This is a genomic window from Desulforhopalus glucosivorans, assembly GCF_054397165.1.
In genome coordinates this window covers 507,716-525,681 of record NZ_AP044854.1, presented here as the reverse complement: position 1 = coordinate 525,681, position 17,966 = coordinate 507,716, and the positions used below count along the sequence as shown (strand labels likewise).

20 protein-coding genes are annotated in these 17,966 nt (G+C 43.6%); 5 read left to right on the top strand and 15 right to left on the bottom strand.

Annotated features, from left to right (window positions below):
* Position 1: 1 nt before the first annotated feature.
* The 6 genes from dsrO to ACX6CI_RS02255 form a co-directional block, all read right to left on the bottom strand.
* Positions 2 to 832 (bottom strand): sulfate reduction electron transfer complex DsrMKJOP subunit DsrO, encoded by an 831-nt coding sequence (gene dsrO, locus ACX6CI_RS02280; RefSeq protein ID WP_458776565.1) that lies wholly within the window; start codon positions 830 to 832, stop codon positions 2 to 4.
* The gene (dsrJ, locus tag ACX6CI_RS02275) at positions 832 to 1,233 is read right to left on the bottom strand and encodes a sulfate reduction electron transfer complex DsrMKJOP subunit DsrJ (RefSeq protein WP_458776564.1); all 402 of its coding nucleotides are present in this window, start codon (positions 1,231 to 1,233) and stop codon (positions 832 to 834) included. Before dsrJ ends, dsrO begins: the two co-directional genes overlap by 1 nt.
* Before the next feature lie 27 nt (positions 1,234 to 1,260).
* Positions 1,261 to 2,892, bottom strand: a complete 1,632-nt coding sequence (dsrK, locus tag ACX6CI_RS02270; RefSeq protein WP_458776563.1) for a sulfate reduction electron transfer complex DsrMKJOP subunit DsrK — start codon at positions 2,890 to 2,892, stop codon at positions 1,261 to 1,263.
* 40 nt (positions 2,893 to 2,932) lie between these two features.
* Positions 2,933 to 3,955: a sulfate reduction electron transfer complex DsrMKJOP subunit DsrM gene (gene dsrM, locus ACX6CI_RS02265; RefSeq protein WP_458776562.1), complete on the bottom strand. Its 1,023-nt coding sequence runs from the start codon at positions 3,953 to 3,955 to the stop codon at positions 2,933 to 2,935.
* 77 nt (positions 3,956 to 4,032) lie between these two features.
* Positions 4,033 to 4,578, bottom strand: coding sequence for an RsbRD N-terminal domain-containing protein (locus ACX6CI_RS02260; protein ID WP_458776561.1), 546 nt, complete (start codon positions 4,576 to 4,578; stop codon positions 4,033 to 4,035).
* Positions 4,579 to 4,756: 178 nt separating this feature from the next.
* Positions 4,757 to 6,937: a carboxy terminal-processing peptidase gene (locus tag ACX6CI_RS02255; RefSeq protein ID WP_458776560.1), complete on the bottom strand. Its 2,181-nt coding sequence runs from the start codon at positions 6,935 to 6,937 to the stop codon at positions 4,757 to 4,759.
* A 243-nt stretch (positions 6,938 to 7,180) separates the two neighbouring features.
* Here ACX6CI_RS02255 and ACX6CI_RS02250 point away from each other — a divergent pair, with 243 nt between their 5' ends.
* Complete coding sequence (locus ACX6CI_RS02250) at positions 7,181 to 7,483, top strand: nucleotide pyrophosphohydrolase (RefSeq protein WP_458776559.1); 303 nt, start codon at positions 7,181 to 7,183, stop codon at positions 7,481 to 7,483.
* 14 nt (positions 7,484 to 7,497) lie between these two features.
* On the opposite strand, the gene ACX6CI_RS02245 is transcribed toward ACX6CI_RS02250, so the two are convergent.
* The 8 genes from ACX6CI_RS02245 to ACX6CI_RS02210 all read right to left on the bottom strand — a co-directional run bounded on the left by ACX6CI_RS02245 (position 7,498) and on the right by ACX6CI_RS02210 (position 13,439).
* Positions 7,498 to 8,004 carry a hypothetical protein gene (locus ACX6CI_RS02245; protein WP_458776558.1) on the bottom strand — a complete coding sequence of 169 codons (507 nt, stop codon included), beginning with the start codon at positions 8,002 to 8,004 and terminating at the stop codon, positions 7,498 to 7,500.
* Positions 7,994 to 9,268 carry a glutamyl-tRNA reductase gene (gene hemA / locus ACX6CI_RS02240; RefSeq protein WP_458776557.1) on the bottom strand — a complete coding sequence of 425 codons (1,275 nt, stop codon included), beginning with the start codon at positions 9,266 to 9,268 and terminating at the stop codon, positions 7,994 to 7,996. Before hemA ends, ACX6CI_RS02245 begins: the two co-directional genes overlap by 11 nt.
* Complete coding sequence (gene ccsB, locus ACX6CI_RS02235) at positions 9,258 to 10,085, bottom strand: c-type cytochrome biogenesis protein CcsB (RefSeq protein WP_458776556.1); 828 nt, start codon at positions 10,083 to 10,085, stop codon at positions 9,258 to 9,260. Before ccsB ends, hemA begins: the two co-directional genes overlap by 11 nt.
* A 59-nt stretch (positions 10,086 to 10,144) precedes the next feature.
* Positions 10,145 to 10,828, bottom strand: a complete 684-nt coding sequence (locus tag ACX6CI_RS02230; RefSeq protein WP_458776555.1) for a precorrin-2 dehydrogenase/sirohydrochlorin ferrochelatase family protein — start codon at positions 10,826 to 10,828, stop codon at positions 10,145 to 10,147.
* 64 nt (positions 10,829 to 10,892) lie between these two features.
* On the bottom strand, positions 10,893 to 11,585 hold the full coding sequence (locus tag ACX6CI_RS02225; protein ID WP_458776554.1) for a class I SAM-dependent methyltransferase: 693 nt from the start codon (positions 11,583 to 11,585) through the stop codon (positions 10,893 to 10,895).
* 37 nt (positions 11,586 to 11,622) lie between these two features.
* Complete coding sequence (uppP, locus tag ACX6CI_RS02220; protein WP_458776553.1) at positions 11,623 to 12,435, bottom strand: undecaprenyl-diphosphatase UppP; 813 nt, start codon at positions 12,433 to 12,435, stop codon at positions 11,623 to 11,625.
* A 174-nt stretch (positions 12,436 to 12,609) separates the two neighbouring features.
* Positions 12,610 to 12,816 (bottom strand): selenite/tellurite reduction operon protein ExtJ, encoded by a 207-nt coding sequence (extJ, locus tag ACX6CI_RS02215; RefSeq protein WP_458776552.1) that lies wholly within the window; start codon positions 12,814 to 12,816, stop codon positions 12,610 to 12,612.
* Positions 12,817 to 12,938: 122 nt separating this feature from the next.
* Complete coding sequence (locus tag ACX6CI_RS02210) at positions 12,939 to 13,439, bottom strand: TlpA family protein disulfide reductase (protein ID WP_458776551.1); 501 nt, start codon at positions 13,437 to 13,439, stop codon at positions 12,939 to 12,941.
* A 229-nt stretch (positions 13,440 to 13,668) separates the two neighbouring features.
* Between ACX6CI_RS02210 and ACX6CI_RS02205 the strand changes: the two genes are divergently transcribed.
* The 4 genes from ACX6CI_RS02205 to ACX6CI_RS02190 all read left to right on the top strand — a co-directional run bounded on the left by ACX6CI_RS02205 (position 13,669) and on the right by ACX6CI_RS02190 (position 16,974).
* Positions 13,669 to 14,682, top strand: a complete 1,014-nt coding sequence (locus tag ACX6CI_RS02205) for a peptidylprolyl isomerase (protein ID WP_458776550.1) — start codon at positions 13,669 to 13,671, stop codon at positions 14,680 to 14,682.
* 69 nt (positions 14,683 to 14,751) lie between these two features.
* Positions 14,752 to 15,591, top strand: coding sequence for a helix-turn-helix domain-containing protein (locus ACX6CI_RS02200; protein ID WP_458776549.1), 840 nt, complete (start codon positions 14,752 to 14,754; stop codon positions 15,589 to 15,591).
* Positions 15,592 to 15,611: 20 nt separating this feature from the next.
* The gene (gene recO, locus ACX6CI_RS02195) at positions 15,612 to 16,394 is read left to right on the top strand and encodes a DNA repair protein RecO (RefSeq protein ID WP_458776548.1); all 783 of its coding nucleotides are present in this window, start codon (positions 15,612 to 15,614) and stop codon (positions 16,392 to 16,394) included.
* A gap of 67 nt (positions 16,395 to 16,461) precedes the next feature.
* Positions 16,462 to 16,974, top strand: a complete 513-nt coding sequence (locus ACX6CI_RS02190; protein ID WP_458776547.1) for a hypothetical protein — start codon at positions 16,462 to 16,464, stop codon at positions 16,972 to 16,974.
* Positions 16,975 to 16,993: 19 nt separating this feature from the next.
* Here the strand turns inward: ACX6CI_RS02190 and ACX6CI_RS02185 are convergent, their stop codons facing one another.
* Positions 16,994 to 17,965 carry a biotin--[acetyl-CoA-carboxylase] ligase gene (locus tag ACX6CI_RS02185; RefSeq protein ID WP_458776546.1) on the bottom strand — a complete coding sequence of 324 codons (972 nt, stop codon included), beginning with the start codon at positions 17,963 to 17,965 and terminating at the stop codon, positions 16,994 to 16,996.
* Position 17,966: the final 1 nt, after the last annotated feature.

The window sequence follows — 17,966 nt, the reverse complement described above, 5'->3', positions numbered from 1 at the left end:
CTCACACTATGTAAAAGACTGAAGGTTTAGTTCCAAGAGAAGGCTTTCTCTGGATCGTATGGTTTTCGGCAAGTATTTTGCTAATCTCGGATTCCGGATCATGCAGATCACCGTAAACAATTGCCCCTACTTCTTTTACAGCTTCAACACACGCAGGCTTAAGCCCTTTTGCAAGGCGCTCACCACAGAAATTACATTTTTCAACAACACCACGCATCCGAGTTGGAAATTCAGCATTGTATTCTTTAATGTGTGGACGTGGTTCAAACCAGTTAAAGCTTCGTGCACCATATGGACAGCCCATCATGCAGAAACGACAACCAATACAGCGGTGATAGTCCATGGCAATAACACCAGTGGCTTCTATCTTAAAGGTTGCCTTGGTGGGACATACCCGAACACAAGGGGGCTCATCACAATGATTACACAGTGCAAAGAACTCGTTCTCTTTTGTCACGTCTGACGAATGATATGAAGAATGCTCAGGGAAGACATTTTCAAAAGGCATCTTCCATATCCACTTCACCTCATTCTTTTTTTCTTCGAAATGAGGAACGTTATGCGCCCTATGACATGCATTTATCGCTTTATCCATAAGCTCTGGCTTGCCATATAGTTTACGCATGTCAATAACCAGACCTAGGCGAACACCCTTAGGTGCTGAGGCTTCTCCGTGCTCAGCTACTGCGCCATGGGCGTCAGCTGCTGGAGCAGCATGCCCTGATGAGGCAACTGCATCAGTTGTAGTCAACTTCACTACAGCAGGAGCACTGATCCCTGCAAGAGCAGTAGCTCCTGCAACTTTCAGAAATTTTCTTCTTTGCTTATCCATTAGTGTGTCTCCTTCTTTGTCGCAGCCATCTCCGGTGTCAGGTGACAATCCCAACAATACGGTTTGACAGATGCATACTCGTGGCATGAGTCACAGAATTTTTCTTTACTGGTATGACATTCCATACACGCCATCTGCAGACCTTTACGATACATCTTGCCATCTACCATAATCGATACCCGGTTTGAATCACGAAGGACATCATCACGCCATTCGTTGAGCAGTATCATATGGTTCGCCCGCATTTCTGCAGCAGAAGCGACACATTTAGTTTCTCCACCTGGTGGTAACTCTACCTTGGGTACCGTGCTTCCAGTCATGAACGCATTGAGCCAGAGCGGAGACGTCACTATCAGGACAAATATTGCCAGTCCCGGTATTATTGTTCCTTTATTGTACATTACTTAACTCCTATGTTCTGTTCAGGATTAGAAGAGCATGGTACGGAGACCTTCTGGGAGCTCAGGTCTAACCTCACCTTCACGAACGATTGCGTTTGCAACGAGTTCGGTGAGTCCACACACTTCCACAGCAGGGTTCCAGTAGTTCATGAGAGACGTTAGTGTCGCTCTATCGATCGCACATACACAGGCGAGCATATTCACAAGATGTTTTTCGTGAACGTACTTAACAGCGTTTGCACGAGGCAGTCCTGAACGCATTCTCAGTTCCATGATTTCGTCAGTATTCAAACCGGTTCCAGAACCACAACAGAAGGTTTGCTCACGAATTGTATTCTCAGGCATTTCAACCCAATCAACCACATGGTCAAGAATATAACGAGGCTCATCCATAAGACCCATGGCTCTCGCAGTATTACAGGAGTCGTGCCATGTAGCTTTCACATGGCTGTTTCGGCTCTTATCCAGTTTAAGTTTTCCGTGCTTGATCAAATCAGCGGTAAACTCACTGATGTGAACCATTTTGGTAGACGCTGCGTTTTCAAAGACCGTTCCGGTCATAGGTGAAACGGGAACTTCGAGGAAATCAGCAGGACCATTCATGGTATCCATGTACTGATGCAGTACACGCCACATATGTCCACACTCACCACCAATGATATACTTAACCCCAAGACGCTCAGCTTCAGCGTACATTTTGGCGTTGAGCTTCTTCATGGTCTCGTTGTTAGTAAAGAGACCGAAGTTACCACCCTCAGATGCATAGGTTGACCAGGTGTAATCAAGACCAATAGCATCAAAGAGGATCATATACCCCATGGCGGTATAGAGACCGGGTTCTGCGAAAACATCAGCAGAAGGGGTTATAAAAAGAACCTCTGCACCTTTACGGTTAAAAGTGATGTTCGGTCTGATACCGGTAAGACCTTCAACATCGTCGATCAAGAATTCAACGTTGTCTTTGAAGGTGTGTGGTTGAAGCCCCATATGGTTACCGGTACGGTTGGAGTTAGAGGCGGGCTCTAAAATCCAGTTAATACCAACACCAACCAGATGCAGTAACTCACGAAGCATCATGGTTACTTCAGCAGTATCAATACCGTAAGGACAGAACACAGAGCATCTACGACACTCAGTACACTGATAAGAGTACATGAACCACTCTTTCAATACAGCTGTCGTCATCTCGCGGGCGCCAGCCATCTTACCGAGGATTTTACCAGCAAGGGTAAAGTCGTTACGGTAGACTGAGCGCAGCAGTTCTGCACGAAGTACCGGCATGTTTTTAGGATCACCTGTTCCGAGAAAAAAGTGACACTTGTCAGCACAAGCACCACAACGGACACAGCAATCCATGAATATTTTCAGGGAACGAAATTTATCGAGTCGCTCAGACAAGCCTTTAATGATTATATCTTTCCAGTCCTCGGGAAGTTTCCAGTCTTCATCTTCCGGACTCCATTCACGGGCATTTGGAAAGCTCAAACCTTTTTGGCTGTCGAGGTACTCGACCTTTTCTTTTTTGGCAGGGTAGGCATAATTACCGGGTTTGAAGACCACCGGAATATCCATCCAATCCATGGTAGGTATTGCTCCTGTCGCCAAGGATGGTCCCTGCACTACGCTTTTCGATAATTGTTCTAATTTTGGAACTGACATCGTTATCTAATCCTCTTAAGCTAGTTTTGGGTCAATCAAATTACTCTTCATCCTTTTTAGGAGGCAACTCCTTATCAACAGGAAGACCAGCCTCAACCATATACTCACGAAAATCGTCTTCATAGCCAGCATAGGAGTGCGGCAGAATACGCGGATTCCATGGGTTTACGTGGCGAACTGCACGGCTGTTATTTTTCATATTACGGGTAGGGCTCATAAAAACACCACCCATGTGCATCAGCTTGCTGAATGGGAAATAGGCAAGCAGAACGCATACAAGAAAAACATGGATGTAAAAGATTGCACCAATTTCTGCACCGATAACAGGAGAGAAAGTAACAAGTCCTACAGCCAGCTGTTTGATATTGACAATGTCTATATCGGTGCGCAGGAAGTAACGCATCAAAACACCAGTAACAGCAATAGCAAAGATCAGAACCAGTGGGAAATAATCATTTACAAGGGAGATGAATCGTACATGACGAGTGATCAGTCGACGACCAAAAAGTAATACGACACCGGCGAGAAGTCCGACATCAGTCGCATACAGGGTTGGTGCTCCAATCTGAAACAGACCATCAAGAGCCTCAAGCCAACCAACACATGCTGGTACCGGGTCAAGAAAGATTCTTAAGTGTCTCACAACAACAATGAGAAAAGAGTAGTGAAAGATCAGGGCAAAAAGCCACAGCCATTTGGAAGATTCATAGGTGATCTTAGGACCATCATGAATCTCGGATTTGGTGTTTCTGAAAAGTGAACGAAACAACACAATTTCAAGAAACATTCTTGCAACAACCTCTGCTGTTGTGTCAGGAGCTTCAAGCTTATTCTGCTTGATGAAATCCAATGATTTTCCCTGGCCGCATGTTGTCTGAATTGAAAACGGAACAGGAGACTTAGCCCACTGTACCACTCTATAGACAAAGCCACCGAGAAAGATCATCAGGGCCAGATACGGCAGTGCCACACCAAACAAGTAGGGCATTCCCGGTATCTGTGATCCGAGCCAAGCAATCAATACCAACGCTATGACTGCCAGGAATGAGAAGGCGTACTTCATTTCTTACCTCGCTTCAGTTGAACTGTTTTGGAAACTGCACTGAGACCCAACACAGGGCGCTTAGCGACAGCAACCAGTTAATTACCGTTTGTTTCCTTTGTTAAATCCTTTATATCTGCTTCAGCCAGCATGTTCGATGGACACTTACTGTCTGTGAGAATGTGACTACCCGATTTTATTTCGGCTAACCGTACCTTGTAGATCCGCTCTCTATATTGCATATATGTGTCAAATGATGCGAGAACCAGAAGATCCACAGCAAACTCAAAATCATAGAGTTCCGCGACCAGATGTGCCCTTTCCTTGTCTTTTAGAAAGACTTCCCGGGTGATATGCTTTACAGCATTAAGTGGTGCAACTGCCTGGGCGGGCGTAAACTCCTGAACTGAGCGTATACTTATAATTTGATCAAGATACGGCTGGTGTTCTTTGCTATCCGCTCCTTTTGCAAGAAGCGTAAACATATGTCCCAACGCTTCACGAACGTTTCCGCCGACGGGATTTGCAAATTTATCCTTTTCCTTGATAAAAAAACCGGATGAATTATAGGTGTCGAGTGTATATTCCACCCATTTGTTGACAATTTTGTCCCTGTGGTTTCTAAAACCTTCGGCGAGATCCATGAAATACTACCTTCTCTATCGTTTTAATTGATTCAATCCGCCATTCAGAAAAAAACCGAGACTACTGAATGACGGTTCATAAGAAGGCATTTCTAGCACCTTTTCACCTCTTTTTCAAGTAGATTCTTCGATGCACACTTCGCCTAAATCTCTGTAAAGTTAGGCTTTCCAGACACTTTTACAATTCAATTATATCGGCAATAATATTGACCGCTTCTCCTATGTAGGGGTCGTTGTTTACCTCTTCGAGCCACTTCTTTTTCATATATTCTTTGTCATAAACATCTTCTTTAGAATCATTTTCTTCATCATCTGATACCTGATATCTACGATAGTGAGCTCCAACTTTTTCTCTTACCTTCTCTGCCTCCCGTCGTTTTTTCAACATGTCATCATACTGGATGGTCAGGATGGTATCTTCACTTCTGGCAAGAGCATTTGCAGCTTCTTCCTGAATAATCTGCAATCCCTCGTCTTCTGCTGCTCGTTTAAGACTGCGCTTACGCAATGTTTCAATATCAAGAGCGTGGGATTCCGCAACAGTATAATCCACCGGATCAATGGAGTCCCAGGGCAACGAATAATCAAGATAGCGCTCTTCCGATTTAATGTGTTCTGAAAGGTTTGGCAGAATGATATCGGGTTCAACACCCTTATACTGCGTGGAAACTCCGGTTATTCTGTAAAACTTTTGGATCGTTACCTTAAGGGCGCCGAGATCATCATACTTTTTAAGCTGAAGAAGAGGTATGTTTTCATTAAGGTCAATTATAGTCTGAACAGTTCCCTTACCATGGGTATGCTTACTCCCCACGATTACGGCTCTTTTGTAATCCTGAAGTGCTGCTGCAACAATTTCTGATGCTGAAGCAGAGAATTGATTAACCAGCACAACAAGGGGACCATCGTATTGAATCTCATCATTGGTGTCACTGAGAATACGACTGTCACCAAAGCTGTTTTTTACCTGAACAACTGGTCCGGTTTTTATAAAAAGCCCGGCAATATCCACAGCGTCCACTAAAGCACCACCACCATCGTCACGGAGGTCCAAAATCAAACCATCGATCCCTTGCTCCTTTAGGCGCTCAATTTCTGCTTTGGTATCATCGGTTGAGTTTCGGCCATTACCGCCATTTCTACTTCCCTCAAAATCGCGATAAAAGCTTGGAATGTAGACATATCCTATCTTTCTACTCTTATCTGACTCAATAACCGTACCCTTGACAAAGGTCTCTTCAATCTGAACCACATCACGGATAATCCTGATGCTGTGCATTGAGCCATCGGACTTTTTCACAGTAAGCGTTACAGCCTCACCCTTAGGACCGCGAATAAGACGAACTGCATCACGAAGGCGCATATCGGTTATATCAACAGGCTCTTCACCTTCCTGGGCCACCTCATAAATAATATCTTCGGCCTTAAGAGTTCCTTCCCTGGCTGATGCGCTACCGGGAATAATTCTGATAACCTTAATAAAACCATCGTCCTCTCTTAAGATTGCACCAATACCCTCGAGGCTACCACGCATGCTAATATCAAACTGCTCTTTAGTTGCAGGTGGGATGTAGTTGGTATGGGGCCCAAATGCTCTGGTGACGCAGCCAAAATAACGATCGTAATGGTCCTGAAGGGTTTCCTGATGAAGTCTTGCAAAGAAGTTGGTGTTTCGCTTACGAATTTTGGTTAGAGCTTCTTTCCACAGCCCCTCGTCATCTTTTATTTCCTCTTCCTTTAGAGTACCTTTTTCAATGTCTTTTTCTTGAATTTCTTTGAGGTCAAAGTACTGGGAGATAATCTGCATTTTAAGGATTTTTCGCCATCTGTTGGCCAGCCCATCAAGATCTTCGACAAAATCTATTGCTTCGGGATCAGTCTCATAACTATCTTTTTCTGAGACATTAAAAGAACCCACAATAATATCATCACTTCCATCCTTCTTAATATGTACAGATTCATCAACCAGCATTTTGGCCACAAGATCTTTTACAATATTAATTTTTTCGTTGAGGATATCATAACCGGTATCCGGCAGTGTGATGTGACCACCCGCAAGATTATTGTCAATGTACGGGGCAAACGCTTCAAGTTGTTTGACGTCCTCTTTAAGCAAAAAACGCTTTTGAACATCCAACTGTTTGATATAGAGATGAAAGGCCGCCTTAGATAGTTCATTATCCAGTTCTTTATCACTAAAGTGTAGCGGTGGCAGTTGCTTACTCAGGATATAGCCTATAAGCCGGTTTCGTTTCCTGTCTATTTCTGTACTTGGATTGATTGCTGCAGTTGCAAGAGAGGTCGATACAACAAGAAAAGCCACTAGACTCAATGCAGAGAAGATCTTTATATTTTTCATAATTTTCATTATTAATGATTCATGATCGTGGAACAAACGTTAGCCCACATATTTCATGAAAGGCCAAGCTCAAAAACAATAATACAGTATAGTATCCAGCTGTTAGACTTGATTGTATCTTCAAAGTCCTGGTGATAGCCTGCACCTCCACCAAAAGTATGGTTTTCACCCTGCAGGCTGGTGACACCAACCCTGCTAGTGATAACAGAACAGATAAACAAATACCATTACAAATACGTAAGCATGGAAAATTTACAGCAAGAAATCGAAGCTTTTGTAGATAAAAGAGACTGGAGTCAGTATCACACTCCCAAAAATCTGGCCATGGCCTTAAGTGTTGAGGTCGCTGAGCTCGTTGAAATATTTCAGTGGTTAACACCGAAGGAAAGTGCCAACCTTGACGAAGCAACCCTCAATCACCTTGAAGAAGAGATCGGAGACATAATGATTTATCTCACAACACTTGCGACTCAATTCCACATGGATCCGATAACTGCAGCTCAGAAAAAGATCATTAAAAACGGAATTAAATATCCGGAACCATAAATGAAAACGGTTGATCAGAGGCAGTATTGCTTAAAAAGGATGTATTCAGGAAGAAACTGTACGCCAAGAGCTGAGGCAAATTCTTCCAGCTCAATATAGGTACAGTTAATAATAGTGGACGTATGACCAGTTGAGATATTGAGAAATTCTTGCTGAAGAAATCGAGAATAAAGGTCTGCTGCGTTCTTCTGTACTGAGCAGGGATCAAGATCTTGCCGCCTGCAATAGTTTAAAAACCGCTCATAGTTACAGATGGAGCGAACAATCCCACGGTAGATCGACTTGCAAACATTATCGTGATACATATCACGCAGGATAATCTCTTCGTACCTCTCTATGGCTGCTTTTTTCAGGATATCCTGCTGAGTTTTTGTGAGGACAACGCCCGGCCCGTCGGCAGCTCTTTCAAGAAAATAAATGGAGGAATTGTAAGCAATTTCAGGCGTCTCTCCTGAGTGGCGAACAATGTACCACTCATTATCGATAAGTTCTTCTACGGATTCTTCGATTTCAGCTTCCAAGACCAAAGATCTCCCGGATCGTTGCGACCTTTTTATCTCGGTTATCGCGGCCCATACATGAATCCGCCTTAAGATACATAAGTGGATTATGAAGAACCTTATTGTTAATAGCCGAAATCATTTTCTCCAGGTGCTTTCTATCGGCTTCTGAGAGGTTCGATAACTTGGACAGGGTCTTTTCCAGTTCCAGCTCCCCAATGGCTTCGACCTTATTCCTTAATTCAAGAATCGTTGGTGTTACTGCTAGTCCCTGGTAATATGCCTCAAATTTTAAACTCTCCTCATCAACAATTCGTGTTGCCTTAACTGCTTCCTTATCCCGTTCTGCGCGGTTCATCTCCACGACACTACTGAGATCATCAATATCGTAAAGATACACATTTTCAATGTCGTTCAGTCCAGGGTCAAGATCTCTTGGCACAGCAATATCAATGAAAAACAGAGGTTTATTCATCCGTGAGCGCATCACGGATTTTACCTCATCCTTATGAAGAATGATGTCTGTTGCCCCAGTGGAAGATATGATAATATCCACCCCCTTAAGCTGAGGGACCAGTTCATCCATGGAAACAGCTTTACCGTTGAAACACTTTGCAAGGTTTACAGCACGGGTGAGTGTCCTGTTTGCAACTACAACAGAGTTCACCCCCTGCCCCACAAGATGTTCGGCAGCCAGTTCCGCCATTTCTCCGGCACCAACCAGTAGAACGTTTTTCTCCTGAAGGTTACCAAATATTTTTTTGGCAAGCTGAACGGCAGCAAAGGAGATAGAGACCGCTGACGAACCAATTGCGGTCTCTGTCCGAACCCGCTTAGCCACAGAAAAGGACTTATGCAACAATTTATTGAGTAGCGGTCCGGTACAACCGAGCACAGAAGCATGTCGATAGGCAACTTTCAACTGTCCAAGAATCTGAGCCTCTCCCACAATCATTGAATCAAGACTTGCTGCCACCATAAATAGATGGTTCACAGCTTCCTGACCTTCGAATATGTAGAGATACTGTATTACATCTTCTTTTTTAGTACCTTGACCAAAAAGAAATTCTATTATAGCCCCTTCAACATCTCTTCCAGCTTCCTCCACAACAAGAAACTCCACCCGATTACAGGTTGAGAGCAGATAATATTCCTTTAGTCCTCGTACCTTTTTAAGAGCAGTAAGCGGTTCATCATACCCACCAGAAAGTGCTATTTTCTCGCGCACTTCAACCGGTGTAGTTTTATGATTTACCCCAAGGAGCAGTATTCGTTCAGCCGGCATAACTATGCACTCCTCCAAGGAAAAACGTCACCCCCCAAAGGGTGAAAAGCACTGAGAGAAAACCAACTACTGCCATTACAGCGGCTCTCTTTCCTCTCCAACCAACAGTGAAGCGTTGATGAATCATAACAAGGTACATGAACCAGGTGATAAGCGACCAGGTCTCTTTCGGATCCCACTGCCAATAGGTCCCCCAGGCCTGACGTGCCCACACTGATCCGGTCACAATGCCAAGGGTTAAAAAAACAAAACCCGCTGTAATACAATGACTGTTTAATTGATCCAGGGCATCAAGGGATGGAAGACGTTCAAAGAAATAACCGAATTTTTTGGCCTTAAGTTCTCGTTCCAGGAGCATGTACATGAGACCACCGCAAAAAGCGAGGGACAAAAAACCATAGGCAACAAGAGAAACTCCTGCATGAACAGGCAACCAGGCACTTTGCAGAGCAGGAACCAGTACAGTCACATCTCGACTGGAAAATAATGAGATAAACACCATACAAAAAATCAGGATGGCAACAAAGGTCCCGAAATTCTTAACGGTATAACGCCACCTGAATGAAAGATAGGCCCAGGTCGTAGCCCATGCGAAAAAGATAACCGTCTCATGCTGAGAAGTAATAGGAGTGTGGCCTGTGAGAAAAAAACGGGAAATAATATAACAGGTTTGCAAAATTCCGGAGAGCACCAGGATTGCGCGAGCAATTTTTCGTACCTTTTTATTCTGGCTGACAAAAAACACAACATATGCCGCCATGGCAACAGTTGTCACTCCCAGCACTGAGAAATAGAGGATATAATTTAACTCTTCCATGCGTTCTCCAGCAAATTATTGACGGATGTACCACACAAACCTGCATTTTTTTTCATTTCTTAACTCTGATCCTGGCTTGCAAGAAAAACCTTCATCAAGGCGACACTATCCACAGTCTCGGGTAACTCCTGCAACAACAGCATCTGCACATCAAACCAATTTTCTTCAAGTACAGCGTCCACCAGATCACCATCAATGAGGCGACGGAAGATATCTCCGCTTACCTGGGGATCACTGCTATGTGCGATTACGCTCTCTCTGATAAGGCCCATCAAGCCCACGACAGCAGTATAACCGGGGCTAATTTCCTTTTCCAGCTGCTTTCGCAACTTTTTGGCGAGCGCTGGACTCCCCCCACCTGTTGAAACAGTAACAATCATTGGCCCTCGCCTGAAGTGGGCAGGGACGTGAAAATCACTTTCCGTAGGGGCGTCTGCACTATTGAGAAGCACTGCATGTTTACGTGCTTCTTGCTCAATCAGTAGCTGAACCTTCCTATTATTTGTTGCGGCAAATACCAGACGGACTCCCTCCAGATCACCTTCAACAAATGGTCGTTCAAACCACTCAACCTCACAATTATCAGCAAGCAAACGCAGGTCCGGCACAAGCTCCGGACTTATTACCCGAACCTTTGCCTTTGCCTCAAGCAATCCACGACATTTACGCAGGGCAACCAAACCTCCTCCGACAACCAGGCAGAGACAGTTTTCAATCTTAAGATTTACGGGGTAAAGAGACATATTGGTTCAACTTGTAAGACTAATTAAAAACTATACTTTTGAGTCACTCACCAAGCCCTCAACCTCACCGCTTATGGCGAAGACGGTTAACAATGACAGTGATTTTTTTACCATCGCGCATAAAACTCTGCTCTTTAAGAGCTATATCAAAATCATTCTGGGCAAGTTTTAGAAACTTTCCGAGGCTCTGCCTTTTTGAATCATGCGCGAGATAAATCATACCATCGGGCTTCAGGCAAGTCTTGAATATAGTAAGTAATGGTTCAAAAAATTCATCCCTGAAAAGAATTTCAGCCCCCGCCAAAACATCGAATGGTTCTATATCAATTGGTTTCAACCAGTCAAGATGGCTAAATTTGACATTGGTTAATCCAGATGCAGCAGCACTTACCTTTTGAAAATCCATTATCATATCTTCATAATCACTGAGCGTAACATCAAAACCTGCAGCTGCTGCGGCAAGTCCAGGGGCGCCCAGACCAGCACCAAGCTCAAGCAATCGTTTCCCCTTTGTCTCCGTCTGCGCACCAAGAACATAGGAGAGTATCATGGCCGCATCCCATAAACGTATCCAGAACGGAAACTCCGAAACATCTGCAAAAGGGTCTTTACCATCCAGAAACTGCTCCAAATCAGCAATTTTGAGCAGACGAATCTTATTTTTCCCTACAGTGAGACTGTCAAAGGTAAGGGAGTATTTTTCCCGAATGCGATTATATATTTCCCGTTCATTCTCGGGAAGAGTACGAATATCCATAGTAGACAACCGAAATTTAGTATTAGAAAAGTATATATCAGGCAGCAAAAAAGAAATGGTGGGTTAGACCAACACTGGCGAGCAGCAGACAGTAGTAACCAAACCACTGCAATCTGTTTTTACGAATGATATCAAGAAGTAGTTTTATCGCAAGATAACCGGCAACAGCGGACATAGACATGCCGGCAATGAGACTCAGTGCAGTATCAGCCGTGGGGGGATTCTGAAAAAAATCACCCATCTGTAAAACTGCAGCGCCTACAATTGCGGGAATAGACATGATAAATGAGAATTTGGCGATTGTCTCCCTCGGAATTCCCAGAAGCATACCGACAAAAATTGTGGACCCAGAACGGGATAAACCAGGCATAATAGCCAAGGCCTGGGCACAACCAACAAGAATGCTCCTCCACCAGGTCATCTTTTCATTTCGTTCTGGTATATATTGAGCTATGACCATGATTGTACCAGTACCTATCAGCATGCAGTAGGCGATCAAGGTTGAGCCAAAAAACGAATCTATATGACTTTTAAAAAAGAGACCAACAACCACAGCAGGAAGTGTGGCAAGAATCACATAAATATCCCAGAGGAAAAACTGTCGAACCTCAGGATCTGTATTACCGGAATAATATTGAAAAGGAGCTCGTATCATCGCAAGGATTTCCTTGCGAAAAACAATAATGACAGAAACCAGGGTCCCTAGATGCAAACAGACATCAAAGACAACACCCTGCTCCTGAAAGTTGAGTAATTCAGAACCGATAACCAGATGTCCTGAGCTTGAAACAGGAAGAAACTCAGTTAACCCTTGAATAATACCAAGAACAATTGCTTTGACTAATTCCACGAAATGCCTCTGTGCTGTCTATGTTACACTCTATGAGCCAAGTAGAAAATCTAACCCCGGTAAACAGAAAATAAGCCGGAGATATATAGCATCACCAAACTCATCAAAAAAAAAGGTCGACTGATATGAAATCAGCCGACCCGTGACAATACTTAAAAAGTACTGTTCTGTCAATTAGCAACCCTCAACGGTTCCTTTCTTGGCAGGAGATACTTTGACCTTGTCACCAGGAGCAAGTTTGTCTGCTTTTTTGCAAGTCATGGTAACTTTTTCTCCATCAACAGCATCAACGGTACATTTGAGCTTTGCAGCAAAGCAAGTACCTACAGTACCAAGAGCAAAAACCATTGCCAATGCGAAACATGCGATCTTCTTGTTCATTAGATTTCTCCTTATAATTCCAGTTGATTGGGAGGTGGCCTCCCATAATAGCCATTCGTTACTACAAACATATGAACGAAACCATATTATTTCAATTTACACTGAAATGCAACATCGATCAATTAGTTCAGCAGGCTTCTCACATCTTTTTCTAAAATACTTCGCTGTATATAGCCCGTATATTTCTTCACCACGTTTCCTGATTTGTTCACTAAAAACGCAACAGGAATACCGTAAACACCGCCAAAATCCGAGGTAGTTTTGGCCTCAGCCATCAAGACAGGATACGTGATTTCCTTTTTCTCCATAAATTTTGCGACAACCCTAGGCCCCTGCTGGTCGACCGACAAACCGACCACAGAAAAACCAGAGTCTGAAAGCTCTTCCTGCAATTCATTAAGAACCGGAACTTCCTGTGCACAGGGAGGACACCACGTTGCAAAAAATGTTAGAAGTAGTACTTTTCCTTTAAAAGAGCTGGAATCAACAATATTACCGTCTTGAACACTTTTCAGAGAAAAAGCAGGCATTTTTGTGGTAGCCCCACTCTCAACAACTATTAAAAACGATAACAATATAACTGCACAAATAACTGTCAGCGAAAAACGTGACTGGTTTTTCATAAACCCACTCCCTAGGAGATTTCAATATTAACTCTTCTATGATATACTCTTGCCACAAAATTCAGAAAGAGCACTAAACAACAGCTAACACACTGAAATTACAATAGCTTATATTATATTCATCAAAGAGACTGCAAGCAAGGCGACCTGGCACCTTTTTTCATCAGGGTACACATAACCTCACTTACACTTTTTTGCAAAAGTTTTACCTCTCACTTTCAGGAACGGTATGAAACAACATCTGCTACCCTTTAAAATGATTAACTTTCTCAATTATGTAGCTATCTTTTTGTTCTTTTTTATCCAGCTTGCTCACCCTGTCATGGGGGAAGTGGTGGACAAGGTTGTTGCTGTTGTCAACGATGACATTATCACACTCAGTGAACTTGAGGCTGAGACAAGCTCGCTGTATAAAGCACTTGCCACAGACAAGAGTCCGCAAGAATTAATAGAGACCATGAATGAGGCCCGGGACCTTGCGCTTAATAAGATGATTGAGCGCACATTGATGGAACAAAAAGCGAATCAGTTTAATGTGTCTGTATCAGAAGCGGAGATTGATTCGGCCATTGAGCGCACCCGAAGCAAGATGTCATTAAGTAATGCTGAGTTTAGACAAAAACTTGAAGAATCAGGGCTTAATGAAGAGCTATACAGGGTAAAATTACGCGACAACATTCTTCAAAGTAAAATCCTCAGTGTCGATGTACGTTCAAAAATAGTCATCACTGACGAAATGATACAGGAGTACTATGACCAACATTACACCTCCCGGGTCAGTGATGGGGATTACTACCTTTTGCAAATCGGTTTTTCCTGGGACAATGATAGTTCTAAAAGTGGTGCCACAACAAAAGATCAGTCTTTAAAGCTCGCAAAGCGTATCCATAAACTCGCAACAGACGGACAGGACTTCAAAACACTTGCCACAAAGTTTTCAGATCTGCCATCAGCATCTGATGGTGGTGACATAGGTATCTTCACACTCGATGAAATGGCCTCTGCCATGCAAAATGCTGTAAAAGACCTGCAACCCGGTGAGATTAGCCCTATTGTTGAACTGTCATCGGGCTACCAGTTTTTCAAGCTCCTCTCAAGCGATGATGAAGCCAAGGTGGTCACTTCCTCACTTGAATCAAGTAAAGAGGAAATTCAGGAGAAACTATACGATATAAAGATGAAAGAGGCCTACCAGGTCTGGGTAAAAGAGTTAAAACAGAGTGCCTATATTCAAAAGCTCTAAGCAGGGTGTCATAGAGTAAGCGTACATATTCTTTACAACTGAACGTCAAACACAAAATACTGTTAAATAATGTCATCTGATCCAATAGACAGCACAGGAGAAACTCTAGGCGAGCTTCTCCGCAGAACGAGAATGTCCCTCGGCTTTGATTATGAATCAATCAGTAAGGCGACTAAGATCTCAGTTAAAAACCTGCAAGCCATGGAAGACAATGATTATGATTTACTCCCAGCTGAGGTTTTTACTCGAGGCTTTTACAACCTCTACGCCAGACAACTCACCCTTGATCCCACAACAATCCTCAGGCAGTATGATAATGAGAAGTCCCTGGCTCGCAAAAATAATAATAGCCTACAAAGCTCTATTTCCTACGATCGCAACTACGGAACTATGGCAGAACGCCCTAATGTGATGCCGTTCTCCTGCCTTGGCCTCATCGTTATGCTACTCCTAGGCTTTGGTGCTTTTCTTTGCTGGTATTTCTCCTTCAACCCGGCAACATATCTCAGTCAAAAAATACGAAAAAGCCCTGAGACCAGCATAAACAACACTCTTAAAAGCCCTGAAAAGGAATTTTTCGAACTGTATAATATGCTCAGCATACCAACAAGCTCGAATGCTGCAGAGATCAAACAGCAGTTTCTTGCGCCCGTTGTTGCAACAGATAAATATCTTATCACGGCTCAATTTAAAGAAAACACCAAGGTGACCCTTTCAATTGATGGCCAACCTGTCTTTGACAGCATCTATAAAAAGGGGGATTCTGCAACGTGGTCAGCACAGGACAAGATAAATATCACCCTTCCAGGAAAAACAACAACTCTTCTCAGCCTCAACAAAACACCAATTCATCTTCCTAAAACAGACAATGCGACCCTGACGGTTTCCATTCCAAATGATATCCTTTGATGAGCTGACATGCAGGCAAAATGGAAGCTGATGCTATCGTCCTCGATACCACAGACCATGGGGAATCTGATATAATACTCACCCTGTTCACCCAAGACTCGGGACGACTCTCTGCAATTGCTAAAGGCGCCAAGAAAAGTAAAAAGCGCTTTGTCAATAAACTGGAGATTTTCACCTACCTGCAGATACACTATCAGCAAAAAAACGAACGTGCCCTTGCTTTTTTGAGTGAGGCTGAAATCCACACCAGCTTCCCCAATATCCGTCATCAGCTCGAGCCCTATATAATTGCGTCGATAATAAGAGAATTTCTTCTTATCGGAGTAAAAGAGGGGGAGCCCGATTCCAATATATTCCGTCTCTCTCTCTGGGCGTTCCAGCAACTTGACAACCAAAAGCAGAGTTCCCAGGTGCTTGTCGTTTTCCTTATCCATTTTTATGACTACATCGGCTATCGCCCGGACTTTTATAACTGCAGCAACTGCCACTCAACTGTTCACCCGTCGCACAGCTATCGCTTCAACAGTGGCAGTGGCCAGCTGCTCTGTTCAAATTGTACCGAGTATAACAGAGCAGGTCGCCCACTCTCATATGGCACTATCAAAATGATCCAAAATTGCCAGGTCCAACCCATTGAAAGATTACACCGTTTAAAGTTTACTGGCGCTATCCTATCAGAATCCCTACAGTTACTGCATAATTTCGGTAGACAAATTTTTCAAAGAGAGATAACCTCATGGCAGATTTTGGAGCAACAACACAAAATCCTTGGTATACCTTCACCATTTGTAAAAAGAGGTTAACAAACAATAAGGAAGGTTGAGATTTGTCCCTTCCCAAATACAAAATACAAGAGATTAGGGGAATATTATGCAGAAAACATTACTGGCTCTACTCTGTTTTGGAGTAATCACACTTCTCTCAGAAGGCAGTGCAATTGCAGGAGAACATCGTATCGGCGGTGGTGCAAATTACTGGCTTTCCATTGATGACATCGAAATAGGTGACGACTCATTTGACGATGATGGATTAGGTTTTTTTGGTTCCTACCAGTACTGGACCGGTCTTTTTGGAGTGCAGGCTGATCTTGAATGGCTACCGGACAGATTTGGCGAGTCAGCTATCGCTCCCCAGGCCTACCTCCTGATAGGTAAAGCAATATATGGCGGAGTTGGTATAGGAACAACATATACCGATGGAAGTTTTGCTGATGAGCCGTTCTTTGCTCTTAAGGCGGGTCTTAACCTTGAAGTACTCCCAGGATTATTCTGGGATATCTATGGGAACTACAGGTTTAACGACACAGCGGACTTTGATGACGATGACACAGATATTGATACAGATACGGTCTTTCTCGGTATGGCAATACGATTTGCACTATAGTATTTGACATATAAATAGACTACTCCTCTACCTTGAAACCCTGAGGTAGGGGAGAGCTTTGTTGTCCACCTATATAGCGAACCTCTCCACTATATTCAGTTTTCTCAAAACCATCCTCAAGACGGATCACCAAACCACCCAGTTCATCTACCCGAACAACCTTTCCCTGATATTGCGGTGCAGTTATTACATCAAAACCGTAGACGACATCCTTACCAATTGTATCGGAAGCATCCTTCCATCGACTCAGTATCAAATGTGTCCCGTCCTTCCCGGAAAAACCGTCCCCTGCAAGATTCTTCGCCTCTTCAAAATAGATGGTTCCAAAATTCCAGGCAAGTTTTGCCAGAAAACGAGCAGTAAATTCGGACAGATCAACCGAGTGGCCAAGGTGTTGTTTAAGAGATAGCGCAATCCCCTCTAACTCACTTGGAAAACAGCAGTTATTAATATTTATCCCAAAGCCCACCAGGGTAAACTCTTCCCTGTGGGTCGGTTCAGTGTAACTTTCAACAAGAAAACCGGCAAGTTTTTGACCGCACAGCAGAACATCATTAACCCAGCGCAGGCTCACCTCTTCTCCTGCGTATTCCCGCACTGTTTCGCAACAGGCCAGGCCCACTGCCATGGGGATAAACTGCCTCGATTCCGGTAACAGATTATTTCCATGGACAAGACACCCCCAGATCCCACCGACAGGTGCGTGCCAACTTCTGGTGAAACGGCCTTTTGAATGAGTCATGGTATCGGCTAAAATGACAGTCCCACTCTCAACAGACCGTCCCTTTTCGGCAAGATCAACAATTAACTTACGTCCATGCTCCATGGCACGGGGAAGCGTTGCATGGGATTCAATGCTCGCGCCGACAAATGAACCGTAACGGGAAATTTCTAAGGATTCACTACTGGATAAAAGACAAGATGTTTGCAGTTGCTGCTCATCCCTGAGATAGCTGAGCACCATCTCAGGGCTGGGACTATTCTTTACCATA

Excerpts from the sequence above, each read along its gene's own strand:
- dsrJ (WP_458776564.1), bottom strand. The coding sequence starts at position 1,233 with ATGTACAATAAAGGAACAATAATACCGGGACTGGCAATATTTGTCCTG.
- extJ (WP_458776552.1), bottom strand. The coding sequence starts at position 12,816 with ATGAACAAGAAGATCGCATGTTTCGCATTGGCAATGGTTTTTGCTCTT.
- ACX6CI_RS02260 (WP_458776561.1), bottom strand. The coding sequence starts at position 4,578 with ATGGATCTCGCCGAAGGTTTTAGAAACCACAGGGACAAAATTGTCAAC.
- ACX6CI_RS02200 (WP_458776549.1), top strand. The coding sequence starts at position 14,752 with ATGTCATCTGATCCAATAGACAGCACAGGAGAAACTCTAGGCGAGCTT.
- dsrO (WP_458776565.1), bottom strand. The coding sequence starts at position 832 with ATGGATAAGCAAAGAAGAAAATTTCTGAAAGTTGCAGGAGCTACTGCT.
- recO (WP_458776548.1), top strand. The coding sequence starts at position 15,612 with ATGGAAGCTGATGCTATCGTCCTCGATACCACAGACCATGGGGAATCT.
- ACX6CI_RS02250 (WP_458776559.1), top strand. The coding sequence starts at position 7,181 with ATGGAAAATTTACAGCAAGAAATCGAAGCTTTTGTAGATAAAAGAGAC.
- ACX6CI_RS02190 (WP_458776547.1), top strand. The coding sequence starts at position 16,462 with ATGCAGAAAACATTACTGGCTCTACTCTGTTTTGGAGTAATCACACTT.
- dsrM (WP_458776562.1), bottom strand. The coding sequence starts at position 3,955 with ATGAAGTACGCCTTCTCATTCCTGGCAGTCATAGCGTTGGTATTGATT.
- hemA (WP_458776557.1), bottom strand. The coding sequence starts at position 9,268 with ATGCCGGCTGAACGAATACTGCTCCTTGGGGTAAATCATAAAACTACA.
- ACX6CI_RS02210 (WP_458776551.1), bottom strand. The coding sequence starts at position 13,439 with ATGAAAAACCAGTCACGTTTTTCGCTGACAGTTATTTGTGCAGTTATA.
- ACX6CI_RS02205 (WP_458776550.1), top strand. The coding sequence starts at position 13,669 with ATGAAACAACATCTGCTACCCTTTAAAATGATTAACTTTCTCAATTAT.
- ACX6CI_RS02255 (WP_458776560.1), bottom strand. The coding sequence starts at position 6,937 with ATGAAAAATATAAAGATCTTCTCTGCATTGAGTCTAGTGGCTTTTCTT.
- ACX6CI_RS02225 (WP_458776554.1), bottom strand. The coding sequence starts at position 11,585 with ATGGATATTCGTACTCTTCCCGAGAATGAACGGGAAATATATAATCGC.
- ACX6CI_RS02230 (WP_458776555.1), bottom strand. The coding sequence starts at position 10,828 with ATGTCTCTTTACCCCGTAAATCTTAAGATTGAAAACTGTCTCTGCCTG.
- ccsB (WP_458776556.1), bottom strand. The coding sequence starts at position 10,085 with ATGGAAGAGTTAAATTATATCCTCTATTTCTCAGTGCTGGGAGTGACA.
- ACX6CI_RS02185 (WP_458776546.1), bottom strand. The coding sequence starts at position 17,965 with ATGGTAAAGAATAGTCCCAGCCCTGAGATGGTGCTCAGCTATCTCAGG.
- dsrK (WP_458776563.1), bottom strand. The coding sequence starts at position 2,892 with ATGTCAGTTCCAAAATTAGAACAATTATCGAAAAGCGTAGTGCAGGGA.